Origin of the sequence: Paraburkholderia sp. Cy-641, assembly GCF_011752945.1 — a bacterium.
Classification (GTDB): domain Bacteria; phylum Pseudomonadota; class Gammaproteobacteria; order Burkholderiales; family Burkholderiaceae; genus Paraburkholderia.
Genome location: NZ_VWWM01000035.1, coordinates 57,553 through 78,729 on the forward strand (window position 1 = coordinate 57,553; position 21,177 = coordinate 78,729).

The following is a 21,177-nucleotide window of genomic DNA, read 5'->3' on the forward strand; positions in this document are numbered from 1 at the left end:
CATTGACAAGAGAAACGGAGACAGCGCTATGCAGCATGCACATGCGCAGCAGGTTAGCCGCAAAAACATCCGACGTGCGGTATTCGCGTCGACGCTCGGCACCATCATCGAGTGGTATGACTACGGCCTCTACGCCGCGGCGTCGGGGCTCATCATCAACAAGCTTTTCTTTCCGCAACTGTCGCAACTGGCCGGCGTGCTCGCGGCCTTCGCTACGTTTGCCGTGGGCTTCGTGATCCGCCCTGTCGGCGGCATCGTGATCTCGCATATCGGCGACAAGTACGGGCGCAAACCGGCACTCGTGTTCTGCGTGACGATCATGGGCGCGGCGACCGTGGGCCTCGGCCTGCTGCCGACCTATCAGCAGGTGGGCATGCTCGCCCCGGCCCTGCTGGTGCTGCTGCGGTTGATGCAGGGCTTCGGCGCGGGCGCGGAACTGGCCGGCGCGATCACGTTGATCGCGGAGTACACGCCGCCGTCACGGCGCGCGTTCTTTACCTCGATTCCCAATGCCGCCACGAACTTCGGCGTGCTGATAGCGATCACGACGTTCCTCGTGATTTCATCGGTGCCCGAGAGCATCCTGTATTCGTGGGCATGGCGCGTGCCGTTCCTGATTTCGCTGGTGCTGTTCGGAGTGGCGATCTATATCCGCTCGAAGCTCGACGAAACGCCCGAATATATCGCGGCGATGGAAAAGGCCAGTGAACGCGCGAGGAAGGAGAAAGTGCCCGTGGCCGAACTCTTCCGCAATAGCCGGCGCGAGGTTCTGTGCGGCTTCCTCGCGATGGGCGGCCATCAGGCGCTCAGCTATGTGCTGAACACGTTTGCCCTGAGCTACATGACCAACACGCTCGGGATGGCGAAGTCCGACAGTCTCATCGCCCTGATCATCGCGCTGGCTTTTTCGCTGCTGTGCGCGCCGGTGGGCGGCATGCTGGCCGACCGCTACGGCAGCGGCAACGTGTTCGCGGCCGGCGCACTGATCGCGCTGAGCCTCGTTTGGCCGCTCTTCCACATGATCGACTCGAAGGACGTCGTGCTCGCGACCATCGCGATGAGCGCGGTCTACGGCATCAGTTGGGGCTGCACCTGCGGCGCGCAGGGCTCCTTCCTGTCGAACCTGTTCCCGACGCAATACCGCTTCTCCGGCATCGCAATGTGCCGCGAGCTGTCGGGCGCAATCATTGGCGGCCCGACGCCGTTCATCGCCACGGCGCTCGTTGCGTACGCGAACGGCAAGCCGACCGGCGTGATGCTGTTCCTCGCCGTTTTCTGTCTGCTCACGCTGATCGCCGCGCTGTGGGGCAAGCGTCTGTCGCGTCATCAGGATGAACAGCAGGTGCTCCGGGAGTCGGGCTCGACGGCCTGATCCGTTGCGCCGCGAACATGCGGCCACGCGGTTCCCGGCGCGACGTCCGATCCAGGGCAGTTGTCGCTGCCCGGCGCGGACGCCATTTTGAACGGCCCTTACCAAAGTAAGTTTTTGCGGTCCCGGCAGCGCTTCCTGCGAGGCGCTGCGGCTCGATACGAGGCACGGCGCGCGGCGCCCTGCGTGACCAGAACGCGACCCTACGGAGTAGAAGACATGCAGATTCTGAGCGCCGACGAAGCAGCCGGCATGCTGAAAGATGGCGATACCCTGATGATCGGCGGATCGGGCAGCGGCCATGCCGTGCCCGAAGCGCTGATCGAGGCGCTGGAGCGGCGCTTTCTCGCGCAAGGCGAGCCGCGCCGGCTCACCTCGGTACACCCGGTCGGACTCGGCGACCGCGGCGAACGGGGCGCTTCGCGACTCGCGCATGCCGGGCTGCTCAAGCGCGTCGTCTGCGGCACGCTCGTCGATTCACCGCCGCTTGCGCAGATGGCGCTGAACCAGGAGATCGAGGCGTGGACCTTGCCGCAAGGCGCGCTCTCGCAACTGACACGCGAAATCGCCGCGGGCCGTCCGGGCCTGATCAGCCACGTCGGCCTGCACACGTTCGTGGACCCGCGCAACGACGGCGGCCGGCAAGGCGCCGCCAGCGACGATACGCTCGTCAGCCTGATCGAGATCGAGGGACGCGAATGGCTTTTCTATAAACCGTTCGACATCGACGTGGCCTTTCTGCGCGGCACGACCGCCGACGAAGACGGCAACATTTCGATGGAGCAGGAAGCGATTTTCGGCGACATGCTGTCGATGGCACAGGCCACGAAGCGCAACGGCGGGCTTGTGATCGTGCAGGTCAAGCGGCTCGCGAAACGCGGCACCCTGCCGGCCAAGACGGTGAAGATCCCCGGCATGCTCGTCGATGTGGTCGTGGTCGAGGCCGATCAGCCGGTCACGTATCAGACGGCCTACGATCCGGCGTTCTCGGGCGAGATGCGCATTCCGCTCGGCGGTTTTCCACGTTTGCCGCTCGACGAACGCAAGATCATCGCGCGCCGGCTGGCGATGGAACTGCGCGTCGGCGCGGTATGCAACGTGGGCTCCGGCGTCTGCACCGGCATCGGACTCGTCGCGGCCGAGGAAGACGTGCTGCATCACATCGTGCTGACCAACGAACAGGGGCTGATCGGCGGTGCGCCGGCGGCCGGCCTCGATGCGGGCGCCGCGCGCAACTACAGCGCGATCATCGACATGCCGTACCAGTTCGACTTCTACGACGGCGGCGGAATCGACATCGCCTTTCTTTCGGCAGTCGAAATCGACTCGCAGGGCAGCGTCAACATCAGCCGGTTCGCGAACAAGCTGATCGGCGTGGGCGGCTTCATCAACATCAGCCAGAACGCACGCAAGATGGTGTTCGGCGGCACGTTCACAGCCGGCGGTCTCCAGGTGGCCTGCGAAGACGGCAAGCTGCGCATCCTGCGCGAAGGCGCGCACCGCAAGTTCGTGCCGACGCTGCAGCAGGTGTCGTATAACGGACCGTTCGCCCGCGAGCGCAATCAGACGACACTGTTCGTCACCGAACGCGCCGTGTTCCGTACTATCGACGGCGGCCTGGAACTCATCGAGATCGCGCCGGGTATCGATCTGGAGCGTGACGTCCTCACGCACATGGCATTCCGCCCCGCCATTTCGCCGGACCTCAAGCTGATGGACGAGCGTCTGTTCCGCCCGGAGCCGATGGGACTCGACGCCGCGATGTCGGAACAGGCGTGGCCGGAACATCCGCGCCTCACCGCGCGCCGGGAGAACCGCTTGTGAGCGGCGCGACGCAGGCATCGCGCATCGACGGCTCGACGCGTCTGTTCGGCATTCTCGGCAGCCCGGTCACCCAGGTGAAGACGCCACAGATCATGAACTCGCTTTTCGCCGCGGGCGGCATCAACGCCGTCTGTCTGCCGTTCGAAGCACCGGTTGCATCGTTCGCGCAGGTCGTGGCCGGTCTGAAATCGCTGGCCAATCTCGATGGCCTCGTCGTGACCGTGCCGCACAAGGCCAGCGCGATGGCGCTGGTCGATGCGGTATCGGCAACGGCGGCGCAGGTCGGCGCGATCAACGTGATGCGGCGGCAGCCGGACGGTAGCTGGTTCGGCGATATGTTCGACGGCACGGGGCTCGTCATTGGACTCGAGCGGATCGGTTTTGCGCTGCGCGGCAAGCGCGTCAAGCAGCTCGGTGCGGGCGGCTCGGGGGCGGCCGTCGCGTTCGCCCTTGCCGGTGCGGGTGTCGCGAGCCTCGCGCTGAGCGATCCCAACCGCGCGTTGCCCGATGAACTCGCCGGCCGCCTGAACCGCTTCCACCCTGCGTGTCAGGTCAGCGTCGATATCGATCCGGCCGACGTATCGGGCATCGATCTGCTGATCAACTGCTCGCCCGTGGGCATGCGGCCCGGCGACGGCATGCCCGCGTCATTCGGCGCGTTCCCTGCGTCGCTGCAGGTCGTGGACATCATCATGACGCCCGCCGTGACGCCGTTGCTCGCGCACGCGCAACAATGCGGCTGTCGAGCGACCAATGGGCGTCCGATGATCGAGGGACAACTGGCCGCATTCGCCACGTTCTTCGGCATCGACGTGCCCGCTTCATTTTCGTGTTTCTCCGACACACCCGCGTAAAGCCCGCCGCTTGCACGCTCCCAATCCATTCCTGATCATCATGCACATCGTTCTTCCTACATCCTCAGGCCGGCTCGAATCCTATACGCTCCAGGGCCAGCCGCTAGCGGTCAAACCCGCGACGGCGCCGTTCAGCCGGATTGCCTATTCCGCCGCGCACGTCGTCGCCGATCCGCTTCGAAGTGGCGAGCTGAACCAGCCGTGCGCGATCGACTGGACACGCACGATCGAATATCGCCGCTATCTGATCGGCCAGGGACTCGGCATCGCCGAGGCGATGGATACGGCCCAGCGCGGCATGGGCCTCACGTGGGAAACGGCGCTCGAACTGGTCGAGCGCACGATGAACGAAACCCGCGACCTGCCGGGCGCACTCATCGCGTCAGGCTGCGGCACAGACCATCTGCCCGCGCATCTTGCGACGTCGTGCGACGACGTGATTCGCGCCTATGCCACGCAGCTCGATGCAATCCAGCGCACCGGCAGCCGGGTGATCCTGATGGCGAGCCGCGCGCTCGCCCGCGTTGCGCGGCACCGCGACGATTACGCGCGGGTCTATCGCGAAGTGCTGGCCATGTGCGACCAGCCGGTGATACTGCACTGGCTCGGCGACATGTTCGATCCGGAACTGAAGGGCTACTGGGGCAGCGACGATCTCGACGAAGCCGCCGACGTATGCCTTGGCATCATCGCGCAGAACGCGCACAAGATAGACGGCATCAAAATTTCGCTGCTCGACGACAGCAAGGAAATTGCGTTCCGCCGCCGGCTGCCCGACGGCGTCAGGATGTACACCGGCGACGACTTCAACTATCCGGCGCTGATCAAGGGCGACGAACAGGGCTTCTCGCATGCGCTGCTCGGCATCTTCGATGCGATCGCACCCGCCGCGTCGCAGGCACTCGCCGCGCTGGCCGCAGGCGACGTGGCCTGTTACGACAGCCTGCTCGCCCCCACCGTCGCCCTATCGCGCCACATCTTCAGGATGCCGACTCAATACTACAAGACCGGCGTCGTCTTCCTCGCCTACCTGAACGGCTTCCAGCCGCATTTCTTCATGCTCGGCGGCCATCACGGCGCACGTCCGCCGCTCTATCTCGCGGACGTGTTCCGTCTCGCGGACACCGCGAATCTGCTGCGCGATCCGGAGCTGGCCGTCGAGCGCATGCGGCGCGTCATGGAAACGCTGGGCTGCGGCAATTGATGTGGCCACTGAAGCGGCAACCAGGGAGAAACGACGCATGGAATCGCTGAACAACCAGCTACACCGTTGTTCCATCAATACCGCGACGCTCGGGCATCGCGAGCCGATCGCGCTCACGCTGGACCGGATCGCCCGCGCGGGCTTCGGTGGCGTAGCGCCGTGGCGGCAGGAAGTCGAAGCGGCCGGCGCCCCGGCCGTCGCGCGCCAGCTTCGCGCCTTGCAACTGAGTGTGAGCGGCTATTGCCGCTCGGCCTATCTGACAGGCGCCACGCCGGCGGAGCGCCGCGCGGCTATCGAAAGCAACCGGCGCGCGTTGCACGATGCGGCGGAACTCGACGCACGATGCTTCGTGATGGTCGTGGGCGGCGTGAATGGAACAGGACCGGCGAATAGCGCCGGCACGGCACCGCGCGATCTTGCGGGAGCGCGCCAGCAGGTCGCAGACGGCATCGCGGAACTGTACGACGAGGCACGCAAGCTGCGCGTGCCGCTCGCCATCGAGCCTTTGCATCCGATGTATGCGGCGGACCGCTCGGTGGTCAACACGATCGCGCAGGCGCTCGCTCTGTGCGAGTCCATCGTGCCCGACGATCCGGCGCTACTCGGCGTCGCCATCGATGTCTACCACTGCTGGTGGGACCCACTGCTGTCCGAATCGATCGCGGCGGCCGGACGCGCGCGGCGGATACTCGGGTATCACGTCTGCGACTGGCTCGCCGATACGCGGGACATGCTGATGGACCGCGGCATGATGGGCGACGGTGTCGTCGATCTGGCGGGTTTTCGTCGGCAGATCGAGGAAGCCGGCTACGACGGCATGGTGGAAGTGGAGATTTTTTCGCGCGATCGCTGGTGGACGGTCGAACCGGACAGCGTGCTCTCGACCTGCGCACAACGGCTGCAATCGGTGTGCTGATGTTTGCCGACGCTTGCTGTTACCCATCCACACTTCGCCGGCGGAGTGCCGCGCGGCGATGAAGGAACACAACAAGGAGAGACGATATGGTTACGGAAACCCATGAAACAACAACGCCGGCTCGTGAAGGGCGGCGACTGCAACCCGGCACCTACGCCGCGCAAGACATCCGGATTGGCGATCATTTCCTGACGTCGGGCATCACGGTCACGGAAACGCACGTCGTCAACTTCGCGGGCGTGTCGGGCGACCTCTACGACATCCATCTCGACGATGTCGCGGCACAGGAAGCCGGCTTTTCCGGCCGGATCGCGCATGGACTGCTCGGCCTGTCGTTGGCCGATGGCCTGAAGACACGTTGCCCCGTGCGGCTGATGGGCATCGCAACGCTCGGCTGGAACTGGGCGTTTCGCGCGCCGCTGCTGATAGGCGATCGCATTCACGTGGAAGTCGAAGTAAAAGCTCTGCGTCCGACCCGACGCGACGATCGCTCCATTGCGACGTTGTATCTGAAGGTGCTCAACCAGCGCGGCGAAACGGTGCAGGACGGCGAGACGCTGCTGATGATGAAGCAGGAGCCTGCTTTTGACCGGTAGGCAAGGGACATTGGCCTCGCCCCGCCCCTACCCCTTCGGCGGCAACAACGCCGACAACAGCCGCCGCAACTCCTCGCATTCCCGTTGCGTCAGCCTTGCGGTCAACACACGCTCGAGTTCCTCGACACGCGGCCGCAAGGCCGCAAGCTGCTTGTTGCCTGCCGCGGTCAGCGATAGCAGATAACTGCGCTTGTCGGCGGGATCGTCGGATCGCTTGACGAGCCCATTGCGCACCATGCGCGCCACGAGATCGGCAATCGTCGAGCGATCCACGTCGAGCCCTTCGCCGAGTTGCCGTTGATTGACGCCGGGCGTGTGCCGCAGGATTTCGAGCGCCGCGTACTGGACGCTCGTGATCTCGGTGGAAACTTCGCTGAGCCATACCGCCGCATGGCGTTGCTGGGCGCGGCGGACGAGGCTGCCCGTAAACTTCGAGAGCGCGTCGGGGTCGTGTTGGGTCGGCAATTTGGCAGTATCGGCGTGGTTTAGCGCAGGCGGAAAATCGGCCCGAAGAAGGCGTTCAGTTCCGCATAGGCATTCAGAGGAAGCACATGGGCGACGTATTGATCCGGACGAACCACGACGAGCGCGCCCCGTTCGCGATCGATACCGCGTTCGTCGAAGATATCAGTTGCCGCATCGCTCGTAAATGCCTTCTCATAGTCGACGAGACCATAGCGTCCCTTGCGCGGCAATAGCAACGCCGGCAGGTCTTCGAGACGAACGTCGCGATGCGGTTGCTGCAGCACCGCGCGCAGATCGAACACGCTGTCCACGTCGGCCCCTTCCGGCGTGGCGAGCCGCAGCACCGAATCGGGTGACGTGGCGAGATGCTCGCACAGCGTGTGCAGCACGCTGCGATTCGCATCCGCGAACGCATACAGGCGCCAGCGGCCGTCCGCGCGCGCCGCGTGGCCAAGATGGACGGGCTTCGCATCGGCGAGCCGCACGACCGGCGACGAGTGAAAGCGCGTGCCGATCGAAAAGCCCTTCGCGAGCGCCTGATGCGTTGCCTCGCCGGTCAGCATGGCCGGTCGGTAACGGGTCGCGACACCCGCCGTATAGCGGCCGGCGCGCACGAAATACGCCTGCAATTCCGCGGGATCGACGCCGCCGGCTTCGGGCCGGTTGGGATCTTTCGGCGGCGCGGCCATCATCGCCGACCATTCCTTGTCGAAATCGATCAGCTCCTGCGCGATCGGCTGACGCTCGTCGGAATACGTGCGCAACAGCTCGACGCCGCTGCGACCTTCCAGCACCGCCGCGAGTTTCCAGCCCAGGTTGAAGCCGTCCTGCATCGACACGTTCATGCCCTGCCCGGCCTTCGCGCTATGCGTGTGGCAGGCATCGCCGGCGATGAACACGCGCGGCTCGCGCGCTGTGCCTTCACTAGTCAACGCATCGTCGAAGCGGTCCGTCAGGCGCTGCCCCACCTCGTACACCGAGAACCATGCGACCTCCTTCACGTCGAGCGAATACGGATGCAGGATTTGCCGGGCCGTCTCGATGATGCGCTCGACGTTGGCCTGCTTGATGCTGTCGCGATTCTCCGGCGTGACTTCGCCGAGATCGACGTAGAAGCGGATCAGATACCCGCCTTCGCGCGGAATGAGCAGCAGATTGCCCTTGCCAGCGGACTGGATCGCGGCTTTCAGGCGAATGTCCGGGAAGTCGGTCACGGCGAGCGCATCCATCACGCCCCAGGCATGATTGGCCGCGTCGCCGCGCAGCGTTTGTCCGATGGCCGTGCGCACGCGGCTGCGAGCGCCGTCGCAACCCATCACATAGCGCGCGCGCACCGTTATCGTCGCGTCGCCTTGCGCCGCATCGGTATGGCGCAACGTCACGCGCACCGGATAGTCGTGCGCATCGTCGCGTTGCACGTCGACGACTTCGAGACCGTAGTCCGGCTCGAGCCGCTGCGCGGAACGGCGCATCGAATCGAGCAGATAGTCCATCACGCGAGCCTGATTGACGATCACGTGCGGGAATTCCGACAGACCTGTTTCGGTATCCTGAACACGACCGGTACGCCTGATCGCGTTCCGATCATTCACATCCGGCCGCCAGAACACCGTTTCGTTGACCCAGTAGGCTTCGCGCAACAGGCGATCGCTGAGCCCGAATGCCTCGAACATTTCGACGGTACGGCAAGCGATGCCGTCCGCCTGCCCCATCTGCAACGCTTCGCCGCGACGCTCGACGATGCGTGTGCTGATCGACGGGAACTGCGACAGTTGCGCCGCCAGCACGAGCCCCGCGGGACCGCTGCCGACGATCAGCACGTCGACCGTCTCGGGCATGCCGGCGCGAGGCGCGCCTTGCGCGGCGGGTTCGATGGTCGGGTCGCCGACGCGAAAACCGTTGAGATGAAATTGCATGACTGTCTTCCTCCATTCCGTGTGGGTGGCACTGTGAAGACGAATATACTCCGTACACCAACTATTTTCCAAGCACTTCATGCACTCACTGATGTTTACCCTGGAATCTGGAATCGGAACCGGCCTGATGTGCGGCTTTCGCTCCGCAAGTCCCGCTTTGCCGCGCGACGGTTTTTGTCGCGATGGCCGGCAATCGGGCCATCACGCCTCGTGTCTTTGCATGCCGGTCTATCGGCACGCTCGCGCATGTCGGGCTATATGACTTCGAGTGAAGCAAGCCTGTCACCCCCCTGTTTCATGGCTCTGCCTGAAGCCTAATAGGCACCCGATTGACATTACAAATAACAAACAATATTTATAACATCTTCAATACGATAATTACGATTAACCAACATAAAGCATGCATTGCAGATTCAGCATGAAATTTGCTCTCCGGATTAACACGGATAAAAGGGGCTTGAATCATGCAAGCGCTTAACGCTCGGCGTACACTCGCCGCAAGCGCTTGCAGCAAGGCGCAACGAGTACTGAAGCACCCGTCGTCAAAGGCGGGTTTCTGAAGACAGAAAGAGGAGAACAATCAATGAGCTGGACTCGGGAACAGAGAAACGTCACGATTGCCGCCTATCTGGGCTGGACATTGGACGCATTCGATTTCTTTCTGATGGTGTTCGTGCTGAAAGATATCGCGCAGGAATTCAGTACCGATATTCCATCGGTCGCGTTTGCCATCATGCTGACCCTGATGATGCGTCCGCTCGGCGCATTGATTTTCGGCTGGCTCGCCGACAAATACGGCCGCCGTCCCACGCTGATGGTCAACATCGCGTGCTTCTCGCTGCTGGAGTTGCTGTCCGGCCTCTCGCCGAACCTGATGACGCTGCTCGTGCTGCGCGCGCTGTTCGGTATCGCGATGGGCGGCGAATGGGGCGTCGGCGGTGCGCTGACGATGGAAACCGTGCCGCCGAAATCGCGCGGCATCGTCTCGGGCCTGTTGCAGGCCGGCTACCCGAGCGGCTATCTGCTCGCCTCGATCGTGTTCGGCGTGTTCTATCAATACATCGGCTGGCGCGGCATGTTCTTCGTCGGCGTGCTGCCCGCACTGCTCGTGCTCTACGTCCGCGCGCACGTGCCGGAGTCGCCCGCCTTCAAGACGCTCGAAAAGAAGGCGCGCCCCGGCCTCGTCGCAACGCTCAAGCAGAACGTCGGCCTGTCGATCTACGCGATCATCCTGATGACCGCGTTCAACTTCTTCTCGCACGGCTCGCAGGATCTCTATCCGACCTTCCTGCGCGTGCAGCACCAGTTCGACGCGCATACGGTGTCGTGGATCACGATCACGCTGAACATCGGCGCGATCTGCGGCGGGCTGTTCTTCGGCTGGATATCGGAGAAGATCGGCCGCAAGCGCGCGATCTTCATCGCCTCGCTGATCGCCTTGCCGGTACTGCCGCTGTGGGCCTTCTCGAGCACGCCGATGCTGCTCGCGCTCGGCGCGTTCCTGATGCAGATCTCGGTGCAAGGCGCATGGGGCGTGATCCCGGTGCACCTGAACGAAATCTCGCCCGATGAGATTCGCGCGACCTTCCCCGGCCTCATGTATCAGCTCGGCAACCTGATCTCGTCGGTCAACGGTCCGCTGCAATCGAAGATCGCGGAGATTCACGGCAACAACTACGCGCTCGTGATGGCGGTCGTGATCGGCATCGTCGCAGTCGTAATCTGCGTGCTGATTCCGTTCAGCCGCGAGCGGCGCGGCATCGACATGACGCAGTCCGCGCGCGAAGTCGGCGCGCCTGCCACGGGAGGCGCCGTGTAGGCCGGCTCGCCCGCCGACCGCTTCAAATGCTTCAAGCGTTCGAACTAAACAGCTACTGCGCCGGCGCGTTATAGGGCACAATAGCTGCAAAGGCGGTTCGAACCGCCACGACGCCAACGCGCGTCAGGCGCCTCGGGTTATCAGGATCGAGGCGCGGGGCCAGATACATCGCAGAGCAATACGAGGCCGTTCCGATTTCGTCGGAACGGCCTTTTTATTTTCCGCGCGATCTGACGCACCGCGCACAGGAAAGGCGACCCTCGTCAGGTCTTCTAGAGGAGTTAGTCGAACGGGACCCCTTGATCGCAGCCGTCATCCTTCTTTATCCTGAAAAAAACGATTGTTTCAAATGGCGATTTGAATCGCTTGTTTGCGAGCCGGCAGCCCCGGCAACTGGGAGACGCAACATGGCAGTTCGCACAACAGGCCGGCATGCCGGCGATACCAAGTCACGCATTCTCGACGCCGCGGAGACGCTCTTCATCGAATGCGGCTACGAGGCGATGTCGCTGCGGCAGATCACTTCGCGCGCCGAAGTCAATCTCGCGGCGGTCAACTATCACTTCGGCACCAAGGAGTCGCTGATCCACTCGATGCTGTCGCGCCGTCTCGATCAGCTCAACCAGGAGCGGCTCAAGCTGCTCGACCGCTTCGACGCCATGCTCGGCGCGCGGCTGACCTGCGAGCACGTGCTCGGCGCGATGTTCATTCCGGCGCTGCGGCTCTCGCGCGATCCGCGCATTGGCGGCAAAGCGTTCCTGCGCCTGCTCGGCCGCGCCTATACCGATCCGTCGTCGTTCATCCGCGATTTTCTGAACCAGCATTACGAGCCGGTGGCAGTGCGCTTTTTCGATGCGTTCCAGCGCGCGCTGCCGCATCTGCCGCGCGAGGAACTCGGCTGGCGGCTGCACTTCGCGATCGGCGCGCTGTCGGGCGTGCTCGCCGGCACCGATACCGACAGCCTGATTTCCGAGTTCTCGCAGGGCAAGTCGATGAACGATCTGCAGTTGATCGCGCGCCTTGCCTCGCTGATGGTCGCCGCGCTCAAGGCGCCGCTGCCGGACAGCTCGCAGCTGGCGACGTTCGCCGCGGTGCTCGGCGATGCAACCGATGGCGCTCAGGAAGCGGCCGGCCGTGAGATGGCGCCGTCCGCGTCGCGCGAAAGCGCCGCATCGGCACAACCCGCTTATAGCGATACGGACGGTGGCGAACGCCGCGGCGGCGGTGGCATCGAAGCAGCATCGGCATCGTTCGAGCACGTGTTGCACGGCACGGCTTGAGCATGCCTCGCCCGGGACGGCGCCCGCATAGGCCGTCCCCAGCGGGAAGCCTGCAGAATATGGCAAGCAGCCCGAAACATCGGGCCGACGGCAGGCAACGAAGAAGCAACGTACAAGTAACAAACCGGCAAAGGACAGGCGCCAGGCAACAAACAAGCAGGCAGGCAGCCCTCGGACAGCACGCAACCCGTACCGCACACGAGCCATGAAACCCGAAAACCTCGCCTATCCGGGCCGTACCTCTACGTTGCGCCGCTGAGCCGCACCGCGCTGTCGAGCCGATAGGAACATCGGCATCGGCGCGAGAACAGCGACAGCGCCGCGAACCCAGCGCCGCATCAGAGGCGCGCTTCGCAGGTGGCGCCGCGTGCATCGTCATCAGAAAGAACAATGGAACGCGAACCGTCCGCGCCACGCGGAGGCGTTCGCTCGCGCTGTCAAAACCCAGGAGGAAACGTCATGCCGTGGTTCATCCTTGCGCTCGCCATCGTTGCGCTCGCGCTCGTCTACGTTCGGGCGCGCGCCTCCTGGTGGCTCGCGGCCATGATCGTCTGGATCGCGGCCGCGCATCTGGGCGGCGCGGCGGGTCCGGCGCTCACGACGTTCCTCGCGATCGTGTGCGTGCTCCCCGCCTTCGTGCTGACGTTCAGGCCGCTGCGCCGCGCATGGCTCGCGAAACCGGTGCTCGACGCGTTCCGCAAGATCCTGCCGCAGATGTCGCCGACCGAGCGCGACGCGATCGAAGCCGGCACGGTCTGGTGGGATGCCGAACTGTTCTCGGGGCGCCCGCACTGGGACACGCTGCTCGGCTACGGTCCGGCGACGCTGACGCCCGAGGAGCAGGCGTTTCTCGACGTCGAATGCGAGCAGCTCTGCGATCTCGCGAACGACTGGGACACCACGATGGTGTGGCAGGACCTCTCGCCGCAAGCGTGGCAGTTCGTGAAACAGCACGGCTTTCTCGGCATGATCATTCCGAAGCAGTACGGCGGCAAGCAGTTCTCCGCGTACGCGCATTCGCAGGTCATCATGAAGCTCGCGACGCGCTGCTCGGCCGCGGCCGTCTCGGTGATGGTGCCGAACTCGCTCGGCCCCGCCGAACTGCTGATGCACTACGGCACCGAGGCGCAGAAGAACCACTATCTGCCGCGTCTCGCGCGCGGCGAGGACATCCCCTGCTTCGCGCTGACGAGCCCCTACGCCGGTTCCGACGCGGCCGCGATTCCCGATGTCGGCATCGTCTGCAAGGGCCTGCACGAGGGCCGCGAGACGCTCGGCTTTCGCGTCACGTGGAACAAGCGCTACATCACGCTCGGGCCGATCGCGACCGTGCTCGGCCTTGCGTTCCGCGCGCTCGACCCCGACCATCTGCTCGGCGCTGACGACGAGCCCGGCATCACCTGCGCGCTGATTCCGACCGACCACCCCGGCGTCGAAATCGGCCGGCGGCACTGGCCGTTGAACGCGGTGTTCCAGAACGGTCCGAACTCGGGCAAGGACGTGTTCATTCCGCTCGACTGGGTGATCGGCGGACGCGCCCAGGTCGGCAACGGCTGGCGCATGCTGATGGAGTGCCTCGCGGCGGGCCGCGCGATTTCGCTGCCGTCGTCGAATGTCGGGATGGCGAAGATCGCCGTGCGTGGCACCGGCGCGTATGCCGCGATTCGCCGCCAGTTCCGCACCGCCGTCGGCAAGTTCGAGGGCGTGCAGGAAGCGCTCGGCCGCATGGGCGGCAACCTCTACGTGATGGATGCCGCGCGCCGCCTGTCCGCGCATGCGGTCGATCTCGGCGAAAAGCCTTCGGTCATTTCGGCGATCGCCAAGTATCACATCACCGAGCGTGCCCGCAAGGTCATCAACGACGGCATGGACGTGGCCGCCGGCAAGGGCATCTGCATGGGGCCGTCGAACTTTCTCGCGCGCGCCTATCAGCAGGTGCCGATCGCGATCACGGTCGAAGGCGCCAACATTCTGACGCGCTGCCTGATCATCTTCGGCCAGGGCGCGATCCGCTGCCATCCGTACGTGCTCAAGGAAATGAACGCGACGCGCGAGCCCGATCACGCGAAGGCGCTGCGCGATTTCGATGCCGCATTCTTCGGTCACCTGAGCTTCACGCTGTCGAACCTCGTGCGCAGTCTCGTGGATGGGCTCACGGGCGGCGCGCTGATCGGCAAGCCGCGCGCCGCCTATGCGCCGCTGCACGCGTATTACCGCGCGGCGACACGTCTCGCGACGGTGTTCGCGCTGCTCGCCGACGTGTCGATGTTCGTGCTCGGCGGCGACCTGAAACGCCGCGAGCGCATCTCGGGGCGCCTCGGCGATGTGCTCTCGCAGCTCTACCTGATCTCGGCAACGTTAAAGCGCTTCGAGGACGAAGGCCGCCAGCCCGATGACCTGCCGCTCGTGCGCTGGGGCGTCGAGGACGCGCTGTACCAGGCCCAGCATGCGCTCGACGGCGTGCTCGCGAACTATCCGAACCGCCTCGCCGCGACGCTCGTGCGCGGGCTCGCGTTCCCGTTCGGCCTGCCGCACCGCGAGCCGTCGGACCGGCTCGGCAGCGAGATCGCCGAGCTGATGCAGACGCCGGGCGCCGCGCGCGAGCGGCTCGTCGCCGGTTCGTACGTGCCGCACCCGGACGTCGATGCGCTCGGCTATGGCGAACTCGTGTTCGCGCTGAATCCGCGCTTCACGCAGATCGACCAGAAGCTGCGCGAGGCGGTCAAACAGGGCTCGCTCGAACCGATGCCGCAAAGTCTCGCGCAACTCGGCGCATGGACCGACACGGCAGAGCGGCAAGGCCTGATCGACGCCGACGAGCGCCGCGTGCTCGACGACTACGCGCGCTATGGCGCGCACGTCGTGAAGGTCGACGATTTTCCCGCCGACTTCGATATGCTCGCGAGTCTGCAAAAGCGCAAGGAAGCGCTCGAGCAGGCGTTGGAGGTGGCGGCTTGAGTGGCGCAGCCCAACCGGCACGCGAACGCGCAAAAAAATCCGCGCCGCATCACGGCAAAGCGCCCCCGGCGCCCCCAACTCAAGGCAAACTGGCACACGTCCGGCGTCCCCGCCACGGGGTTTCCCGGGGCGCGTCCAGCGGAGCAAGCTACGACATGAACGACTCCTACCTGAAGTTCGTCAACTCGCCGTTCGGCGCGCGCCTCGCGCGTTCGCTCGGTTTGCCGAAGCCCGAGGTGCTGCGGCGCTATCGCGCGGACCGGCCCGAGTTCGACGGCCTGATCGCGATCGGTGCGGGCCGCGAGCCGCACCTGTTCGATGCGCTCGCGAGGCTCGTCGCGAGTATCGGCATGACGAGCGTCGCGCACGCAAGCGCCGGGCTCTGGGTGCCGCTCGCCAACCGCCACGGCCTGATGACCGGGCGCTTCGAGCCGGCCGAAGCGGGCTCGGCCGGCAAGCTCGCCGCGCTGCTGTTCGACGCGAGCGGCATCGAGGACAGCAGCCAGCTCGAACCGCTGCACCGCTTCTTTCACGACACGCTGCGCTCGCTCGGCAAATGCGGACGCATCGTCGTGCTGGGCCGCCCGCCCGAAGCCTGCGCGAGTCCGCGTCAATGGACCGCGCAGCGCGCGCTCGAAGGCCTGACGCGCTCGCTCGGCAAGGAAGCGCGGCGCGGCATCACCGCGAATCTCGTGTATGTCGCGCAAGGCGTGGAAAACGCCCAAGGCGCAGCAAGCGGTATCGACGCGACGCTGCGCTTCTTTCTGTCGCCGCGCTCGGCGTATGTGTCGGGCCAGGTCGTGCGCATCGAGGCGAGCGATGCCAGCGGCAAAACCGGCGTGAACAGCATGAGCGGCCTGCGCGATTCGGGCAACTCGCTCGAAGTAACCAACGCAGCGAATACAGCCAACGTAGGCAGCCCCCACGACGCCAACCCCACGACGCCCCCCGCCTTCGACTGGCGGCAACCGCTTGCCGGCCGCCGCGCGCTCGTCACCGGCGCCGCGCGCGGCATCGGCGCGGCCATTGCGAGCGTGCTCGCGGCCGAAGGCGCGCACGTGATCGGCCTCGACATGCCGTCCGCGCGCGATGCGCTCGACGCGACGCTGCGCCCGCTCAACGGCACCGCACTGACGTTCGACATCGCCGCGCCCGAAGCGCCCGCCCAGCTCGCCGCCGCGCTCGACGAGCAAGGCGTCGACATCGTCGTGCACAACGCCGGCATCACCAAGGACAAGACCCTCGCGAAGATGACCGAAGCCGCATGGCAGAGCGTGATCGACATCAACCTGAGCGCGCAGGAGCGCATCGACGACGCGCTGCTCGCAGGCGGCATCCTGCGCGACGGCGGGCGCATTATCGCGGTGTCGTCGATCAGCGGCATCGCCGGCAATCTCGGCCAGACCAATTACGCGACCTCGAAGGCCGGCGTGATCGGCCGCGTCGCCAGCATGGCGGCGCCGCTACGCGCGCGCGGCATCACGATCAACGCGGTCGCGCCCGGCTTTATCGAAACGCAGATGACCGCGAAAATTCCGCTCGCGATCCGCGAGGCCGGCCGCCGCATGAACTCGATGAGCCAGGGCGGCCAGCCCGTCGACGTCGCGCAGACCATCGCATGGCTCGCGCATCCGGGCTCGGCGGGCGTGACGGGCCAGGTCGTGCGCGTCTGCGGCCAGAGCCTGATCGGAGCGTGAAAGTGGCGTACGGAATGGGACTACGCAGCATGAACCCTGGAGCATGAGCATGCGCGAGCCGGATGATCCGTTCGGGAACCGTCATGCCGCGTCCACGCCGGGCGACGGCGCGCGGCCGAAAACCGTGGTCGTCGACACCCTGCCTTCGACGGCGAAGCTCCATGCGCGCGCGCTGTCGGGCATCGTCAAGCGCGGCCGCGGCACACAACCCGGGCAGGCGCCGCAACTGCCGGCGCTGCGGCTCGTGCGCCCCGCCGTCGCGCTCGCCCCCGGCCCGGCGTGGCGCTATGCGCGCGTGTGCGGCTTCATCCCCGAGCATGGCGTGCCGCTCACCTATCCGCATCTGCTCGCGTTTCCGCTGCATCTGCTGATGCTGACCGACCCGGCGTTTCCGTGGTCCGCGCTCGGGCTCGTGCATCTGGCCAATCACGTGCGGTTGCGCCGCCCCCTCGCCTACAAGGACCTGCTGCGCATCGAGGTCGAATTCGGCGCGCTGCTGCGCCACGACAAAGGCCAGGCGTTCGTGGTGCGCACGCGCATCTACCGGCGCGGCGAAGCGGTCTGGGACGGCGACAGTGTCTATCTGAAGCGCGCGGCGTCCGCCGCGGTGTCCACCGCAGTGTCCACCATCGGCAGCCCGCTCGAAGCGCTGACGCTCGGCCCCGAGCCGCTGCAACGCATCGCGCGCTGGCAACTCGCGCCGCAACTCGGCCGCGACTACGCGAGCGTATCCGGCGACTACAACCCGATTCATCTGAGCGCGCTATCGGCGAAGGTCTTCGGTTTTCCGCGCGCAATCGCGCATGGCATGTGGACGCTCGCGCGCGCCGCGTCGTCATTGCAGCCGCCGAAGCCGCTCGCCGAGGCGACGCTCGCCGCCGAATTCAAGGTGCCGATGCTGCTGCCCGGCGAGGCGTCGTTGTGGAGCGCGTCGCCGTCGCTGATCGAGCGCGATCTCGAAGTGCGCGACATCGCCGGCGACAAGCCGCATTTGCGCGCGCGCATGCAGTGGCGGCTGCAATGAGCCGGGCAGCCGCCATGCGCGTCATTTCAATCGTTCGCCTCATCCGATAACCGAACCGTCGGGCCATAACCGCAAGGAGCCGAGCATGCCCCACCCGCCACCCGCCGTGCGCCGCGTCGCCATCGTCGGCGGCAACCGGATTCCGTTTGCCCGCTCGAACACCGCCTACGCGAACGCCTCGAACCAGGACATGCTGACCTTCACGCTGCAAGGCCTGATCGACCGCTACGACCTGCACGGCGTGCGTCTCGGCGAGGTGGCGGCGGGCGCGGTCATCAAGCATTCGCGCGATTTCAACCTGACGCGCGAGTCCGTGCTCTCGACCTCGCTGGCGAAAGAGACGCCCGCCTACGACGTGCAGCAGGCCTGCGGCACCGGCCTCGAAGCCGCGATCCTCGTCGCCAACAAGATCGCGCTCGGGCAGATCGAGGCGGGCATCGCGGGCGGGGTCGATACCACGTCCGACGCGCCGATCGGCGTCAACGAGCGCATGCGCAAGATCCTGCTCGAAGCGAATCGCGGCAGGAGCACCGGGCAGCGCGTGAGCGCGCTCGCCAAGCTGCGGCCCGGCATGTTCTTCAAGCCGCTCTTGCCGCGCAACGGCGAGCCGCGCACGGGGCTGTCGATGGGCGAGCACTGCGAGCTGATGGCCAAGCGCTGGAACATCTCGCGCGAGGCACAGGACGTGCTCGCCTGCGAGAGCCACCGCAAGCTCGCGGATGCGTATGCGCGCGGCTTCGTCAACGATCTGATGACGCCGTACAAGGGCCTCGCGCGCGACAACACTCTGCGCGCCGACCTCACGCTCGAAAAGCTCGCGAACCTGAAGCCCGTGTTCGATCGCGATGCCGGCACGCTGACGGCCGGCAACTCGACGCCGCTGACCGACGGCGCCTCGGCCGTGCTGCTCGCGAGCGAGGCGTGGGCGGCCGAGCGCGGCTTGCCGGTGCTCGCGTACCTGAGCTGGTCGGAGACGGCCGCCGTCGACTTCTTCGACCAGCAGGAAGGTCTGCTGATGGCGCCCGCGTACGCGGTGCCGCGCATGCTCGCACGCGCCGGCCTCGCGTTGCAGGACTTCGACTTCTACGAAATCCACGAAGCATTCGCGGCCCAGGTGTTGTGCACGCTCGCGGCATGGCAGGATGACGAATATTGCCGCACGCAGCTTGGCCTCGCCGGTGCGCTCGGTGCGATCGATCGCACGCGGCTCAACGTGAACGGCGGCTCGCTCGCGACCGGCCATCCGTTCGCGGCGACGGGCGGGCGCATCGTCGCCGCGCTCGCAAAGCTGCTTGCGCAACTCGACAAGCCGGCCGGCAGCGCGCGCGGGCTGATCTCGATCTGCGCAGCAGGCGGCCAGGGCGTAGTCGCCATCGTGGAACGCTAACGCTACCGCCAGCACTCATACCGATCGACAGGAGACGACCGATGACCGAGCCGATGCCCCAGCCTATCCAGGCCCCGCCCCCGGCCGCCGCCGGGTCCGACGGGTCCGCCTCAGCGGCCGGGTCCACGCCGCCGCGCGCGCCGAATACCGACGGCATCTGGTACGCCTCGTATCCCGCGGACGTGCCGCATGACATCGACGTCACGCAATACGAGTCGGTCGGCCAGTTCTTCGACGAATGCATCGCGCAGTTCCGCGAGCGCGTCGCCTATGTGAGCGTCGGCGCGGAGCTGACCTACGGCGAACTGGGCCGCAAGGCGACCGCGTTCGCCGCGTATCTGCAAAGCGTCGGCGTGCAGCCGGGCGAGCGCGTCGCGATCATGCTGCCGAACACGTTCCAGTATCCGGTTGCGCTGTTCGGCACGATCAAGGCCGGCGCGGTGGTCGTCAACGTCAATCCGCTCTACACGGTGCGCGAACTCGCGCATCAGCTGAAGGACAGCGGCGCGCAGACGATCGTCGTCTTCGAGAATTTCGCGAAGACGCTCGAAGACGCGCTGCCGGGCACGAAGGTGCGCAACGTCATCGTGACCGGGCTCGGCGATCTGCTCGCGGACGGCCTCAACCTGAAGGGCCGTCTGCTCAATTTCATGCTGCGTCACGTCAAGAAGATGGTGCCCGCCTACTCGCTGCCGCAGGCGGTGCCGCTGCTGCAGGCGCTCGCGGCCGGCTACGCGCGCACGCTCGCGCCGGTGCGCGCAAGCCACGACGACATCGCGTTCCTGCAATACACGGGCGGCACCACCGGTGTTGCGAAAGGCGCGATGCTCACGCACCGCAATATCGTCGCCAATCTGCTGCAGGCGAAGGCGTGGGCCGCGGGGCAGTTGAGCGGCGAAGTCGAAACGGTGCTGACGCCGCTGCCGCTCTATCACATCTATTCGCTGACCGTGAACGCGCTGATCTTCATGGGACTCGGCGGACGCAACATCCTGATTGCGAATCCGCGCGACATGAAGCGCGTGATGATGATCATCCGTCACGAGAAGTTCACCGGCATGACCGCGGTCAACACGCTCTACAACGCGTTTCTCGACAACGAGGCATTCCGCAACCGCGACTTCTCGGACCTCAAGCTCGCGATGGCGGGCGGCATGGCGACGCAGAAGGCGGTCGCCGAACGCTTCAAGGCCGTGACCGGCAAGCCGATCGTCGAGGGCTACGGGCTCACCGAGTGCTCGCCGATCGTCTCGATGAACCCGGTCGATCTGACCCACCTGCGCGACTTCGAAGGCTCGATCGGGCTGCCGGCGCCATCCACCCAGGTGCGCTTTCGCCGCGACGACGGCAGTTGGGCTAACGTCGGCGAGGCGGGCGAGCTATGCGTGCAGGGCCCGCAGGTGATGAAGGGTTACTGGAATCGTCCCGAGGAAACCGCGAAGGTGCTCGACGACGACGGCTGGCTCGCGACCGGCGACATCGGCGTGATGGATTCGCGCGGCTTTATCCGCCTGATCGACCGCAAGAAGGACATGATTCTCGTGTCGGGCTTCAACGTCTATCCGAACGAAATCGAGGACGTGATCGCCGCGCATCCGGAAGTGCGCGAAGTCGCGGCGATCGGCGTGCCCGATCCGGCGCAGGGCGAACGCGTGAAGGTGTTCATCGTGCGGCGCAATCAGACCCTGACCGCGGAACAGGTGATCGCCTATTGCCGCAAGAACCTGACCGGCTACAAGGTGCCGAAGCTCGTCGAGTTCCGCGACGAACTGCCGCAAACCAATGTCGGCAAGATTCTACGCCGCGCATTGCGCGACGAGGAACTCGCGAAGCAGAAGTCGGCCTGACGAGAATATCCGCCGCGCGTG

15 protein-coding genes are annotated in these 21,177 nt (G+C 65.7%); 13 read left to right on the top strand and 2 right to left on the bottom strand.

Translation table 11 applies throughout. The features are described 5' to 3' along the window. Positions 1 to 28: 28 nt before the first annotated feature. The 6 genes from F3J20_RS19890 to F3J20_RS19915 all read left to right on the top strand — a co-directional run bounded on the left by F3J20_RS19890 (position 29) and on the right by F3J20_RS19915 (position 6,763). Positions 29 to 1,372, top strand: coding sequence for an MFS transporter (locus tag F3J20_RS19890; protein WP_167284290.1), 1,344 nt, complete (start codon positions 29 to 31; stop codon positions 1,370 to 1,372). Positions 1,373 to 1,588: 216 nt separating this feature from the next. Continuing rightward, positions 1,589 to 3,193 (top strand): CoA-transferase, encoded by a 1,605-nt coding sequence (locus tag F3J20_RS19895; protein WP_167284291.1) that lies wholly within the window; start codon positions 1,589 to 1,591, stop codon positions 3,191 to 3,193. After that, positions 3,190 to 4,047 (top strand): shikimate dehydrogenase, encoded by an 858-nt coding sequence (locus F3J20_RS19900; RefSeq protein WP_345889902.1) that lies wholly within the window; start codon positions 3,190 to 3,192, stop codon positions 4,045 to 4,047. The genes F3J20_RS19895 and F3J20_RS19900 overlap by 4 nt, the downstream gene beginning before the upstream one ends. Before the next feature lie 40 nt (positions 4,048 to 4,087). Beyond that, positions 4,088 to 5,251 carry a dihydrodipicolinate synthase family protein gene (locus F3J20_RS19905; protein WP_167284292.1) on the top strand — a complete coding sequence of 388 codons (1,164 nt, stop codon included), beginning with the start codon at positions 4,088 to 4,090 and terminating at the stop codon, positions 5,249 to 5,251. 37 nt (positions 5,252 to 5,288) lie between these two features. Continuing rightward, positions 5,289 to 6,167 (top strand): sugar phosphate isomerase/epimerase family protein, encoded by an 879-nt coding sequence (locus F3J20_RS19910; RefSeq protein WP_167284293.1) that lies wholly within the window; start codon positions 5,289 to 5,291, stop codon positions 6,165 to 6,167. Positions 6,168 to 6,253: 86 nt separating this feature from the next. After that, a complete protein-coding gene (locus tag F3J20_RS19915; RefSeq protein WP_167040099.1) occupies positions 6,254 to 6,763 on the top strand; it encodes a MaoC/PaaZ C-terminal domain-containing protein in 510 nt (169 codons plus the stop codon). Positions 6,764 to 6,790: 27 nt separating this feature from the next. Here F3J20_RS19915 and F3J20_RS19920 read toward each other — a convergent pair whose 3' ends face one another. Beyond that, positions 6,791 to 7,228 carry a MarR family transcriptional regulator gene (locus tag F3J20_RS19920; protein ID WP_167284294.1) on the bottom strand — a complete coding sequence of 146 codons (438 nt, stop codon included), beginning with the start codon at positions 7,226 to 7,228 and terminating at the stop codon, positions 6,791 to 6,793. 20 nt (positions 7,229 to 7,248) lie between these two features. Then, positions 7,249 to 9,144 carry an FAD-binding monooxygenase gene (locus F3J20_RS19925; protein ID WP_167284295.1) on the bottom strand — a complete coding sequence of 632 codons (1,896 nt, stop codon included), beginning with the start codon at positions 9,142 to 9,144 and terminating at the stop codon, positions 7,249 to 7,251. Between the two features lie 583 nt (positions 9,145 to 9,727). Here F3J20_RS19925 and F3J20_RS19930 point away from each other — a divergent pair. The 7 genes from F3J20_RS19930 to F3J20_RS19960 all read left to right on the top strand — a co-directional run bounded on the left by F3J20_RS19930 (position 9,728) and on the right by F3J20_RS19960 (position 21,156). Further along, complete coding sequence (locus F3J20_RS19930; protein ID WP_167040105.1) at positions 9,728 to 10,963, top strand: MFS transporter; 1,236 nt, start codon at positions 9,728 to 9,730, stop codon at positions 10,961 to 10,963. 407 nt (positions 10,964 to 11,370) lie between these two features. Further along, positions 11,371 to 12,243 (top strand): TetR/AcrR family transcriptional regulator, encoded by an 873-nt coding sequence (locus F3J20_RS19935; RefSeq protein WP_167284296.1) that lies wholly within the window; start codon positions 11,371 to 11,373, stop codon positions 12,241 to 12,243. A gap of 459 nt (positions 12,244 to 12,702) precedes the next feature. Beyond that, the gene (locus F3J20_RS19940; RefSeq protein ID WP_167284297.1) at positions 12,703 to 15,201 is read left to right on the top strand and encodes an acyl-CoA dehydrogenase; all 2,499 of its coding nucleotides are present in this window, start codon (positions 12,703 to 12,705) and stop codon (positions 15,199 to 15,201) included. Between the two features lie 155 nt (positions 15,202 to 15,356). After that, positions 15,357 to 16,898 (top strand): 3-oxoacyl-ACP reductase, encoded by a 1,542-nt coding sequence (locus F3J20_RS19945; protein WP_167284298.1) that lies wholly within the window; start codon positions 15,357 to 15,359, stop codon positions 16,896 to 16,898. A gap of 49 nt (positions 16,899 to 16,947) precedes the next feature. Further along, positions 16,948 to 17,922, top strand: coding sequence for a MaoC/PaaZ C-terminal domain-containing protein (locus F3J20_RS19950; RefSeq protein ID WP_167284299.1), 975 nt, complete (start codon positions 16,948 to 16,950; stop codon positions 17,920 to 17,922). A gap of 85 nt (positions 17,923 to 18,007) precedes the next feature. Further along, entirely contained in the window at positions 18,008 to 19,309 is a 1,302-nt protein-coding gene (locus tag F3J20_RS19955; protein WP_167284300.1) for an acetyl-CoA C-acetyltransferase, read from the top strand. A gap of 53 nt (positions 19,310 to 19,362) precedes the next feature. Next, positions 19,363 to 21,156 (top strand): AMP-binding protein, encoded by a 1,794-nt coding sequence (locus F3J20_RS19960; RefSeq protein ID WP_167284313.1) that lies wholly within the window; start codon positions 19,363 to 19,365, stop codon positions 21,154 to 21,156. Positions 21,157 to 21,177: the final 21 nt, after the last annotated feature.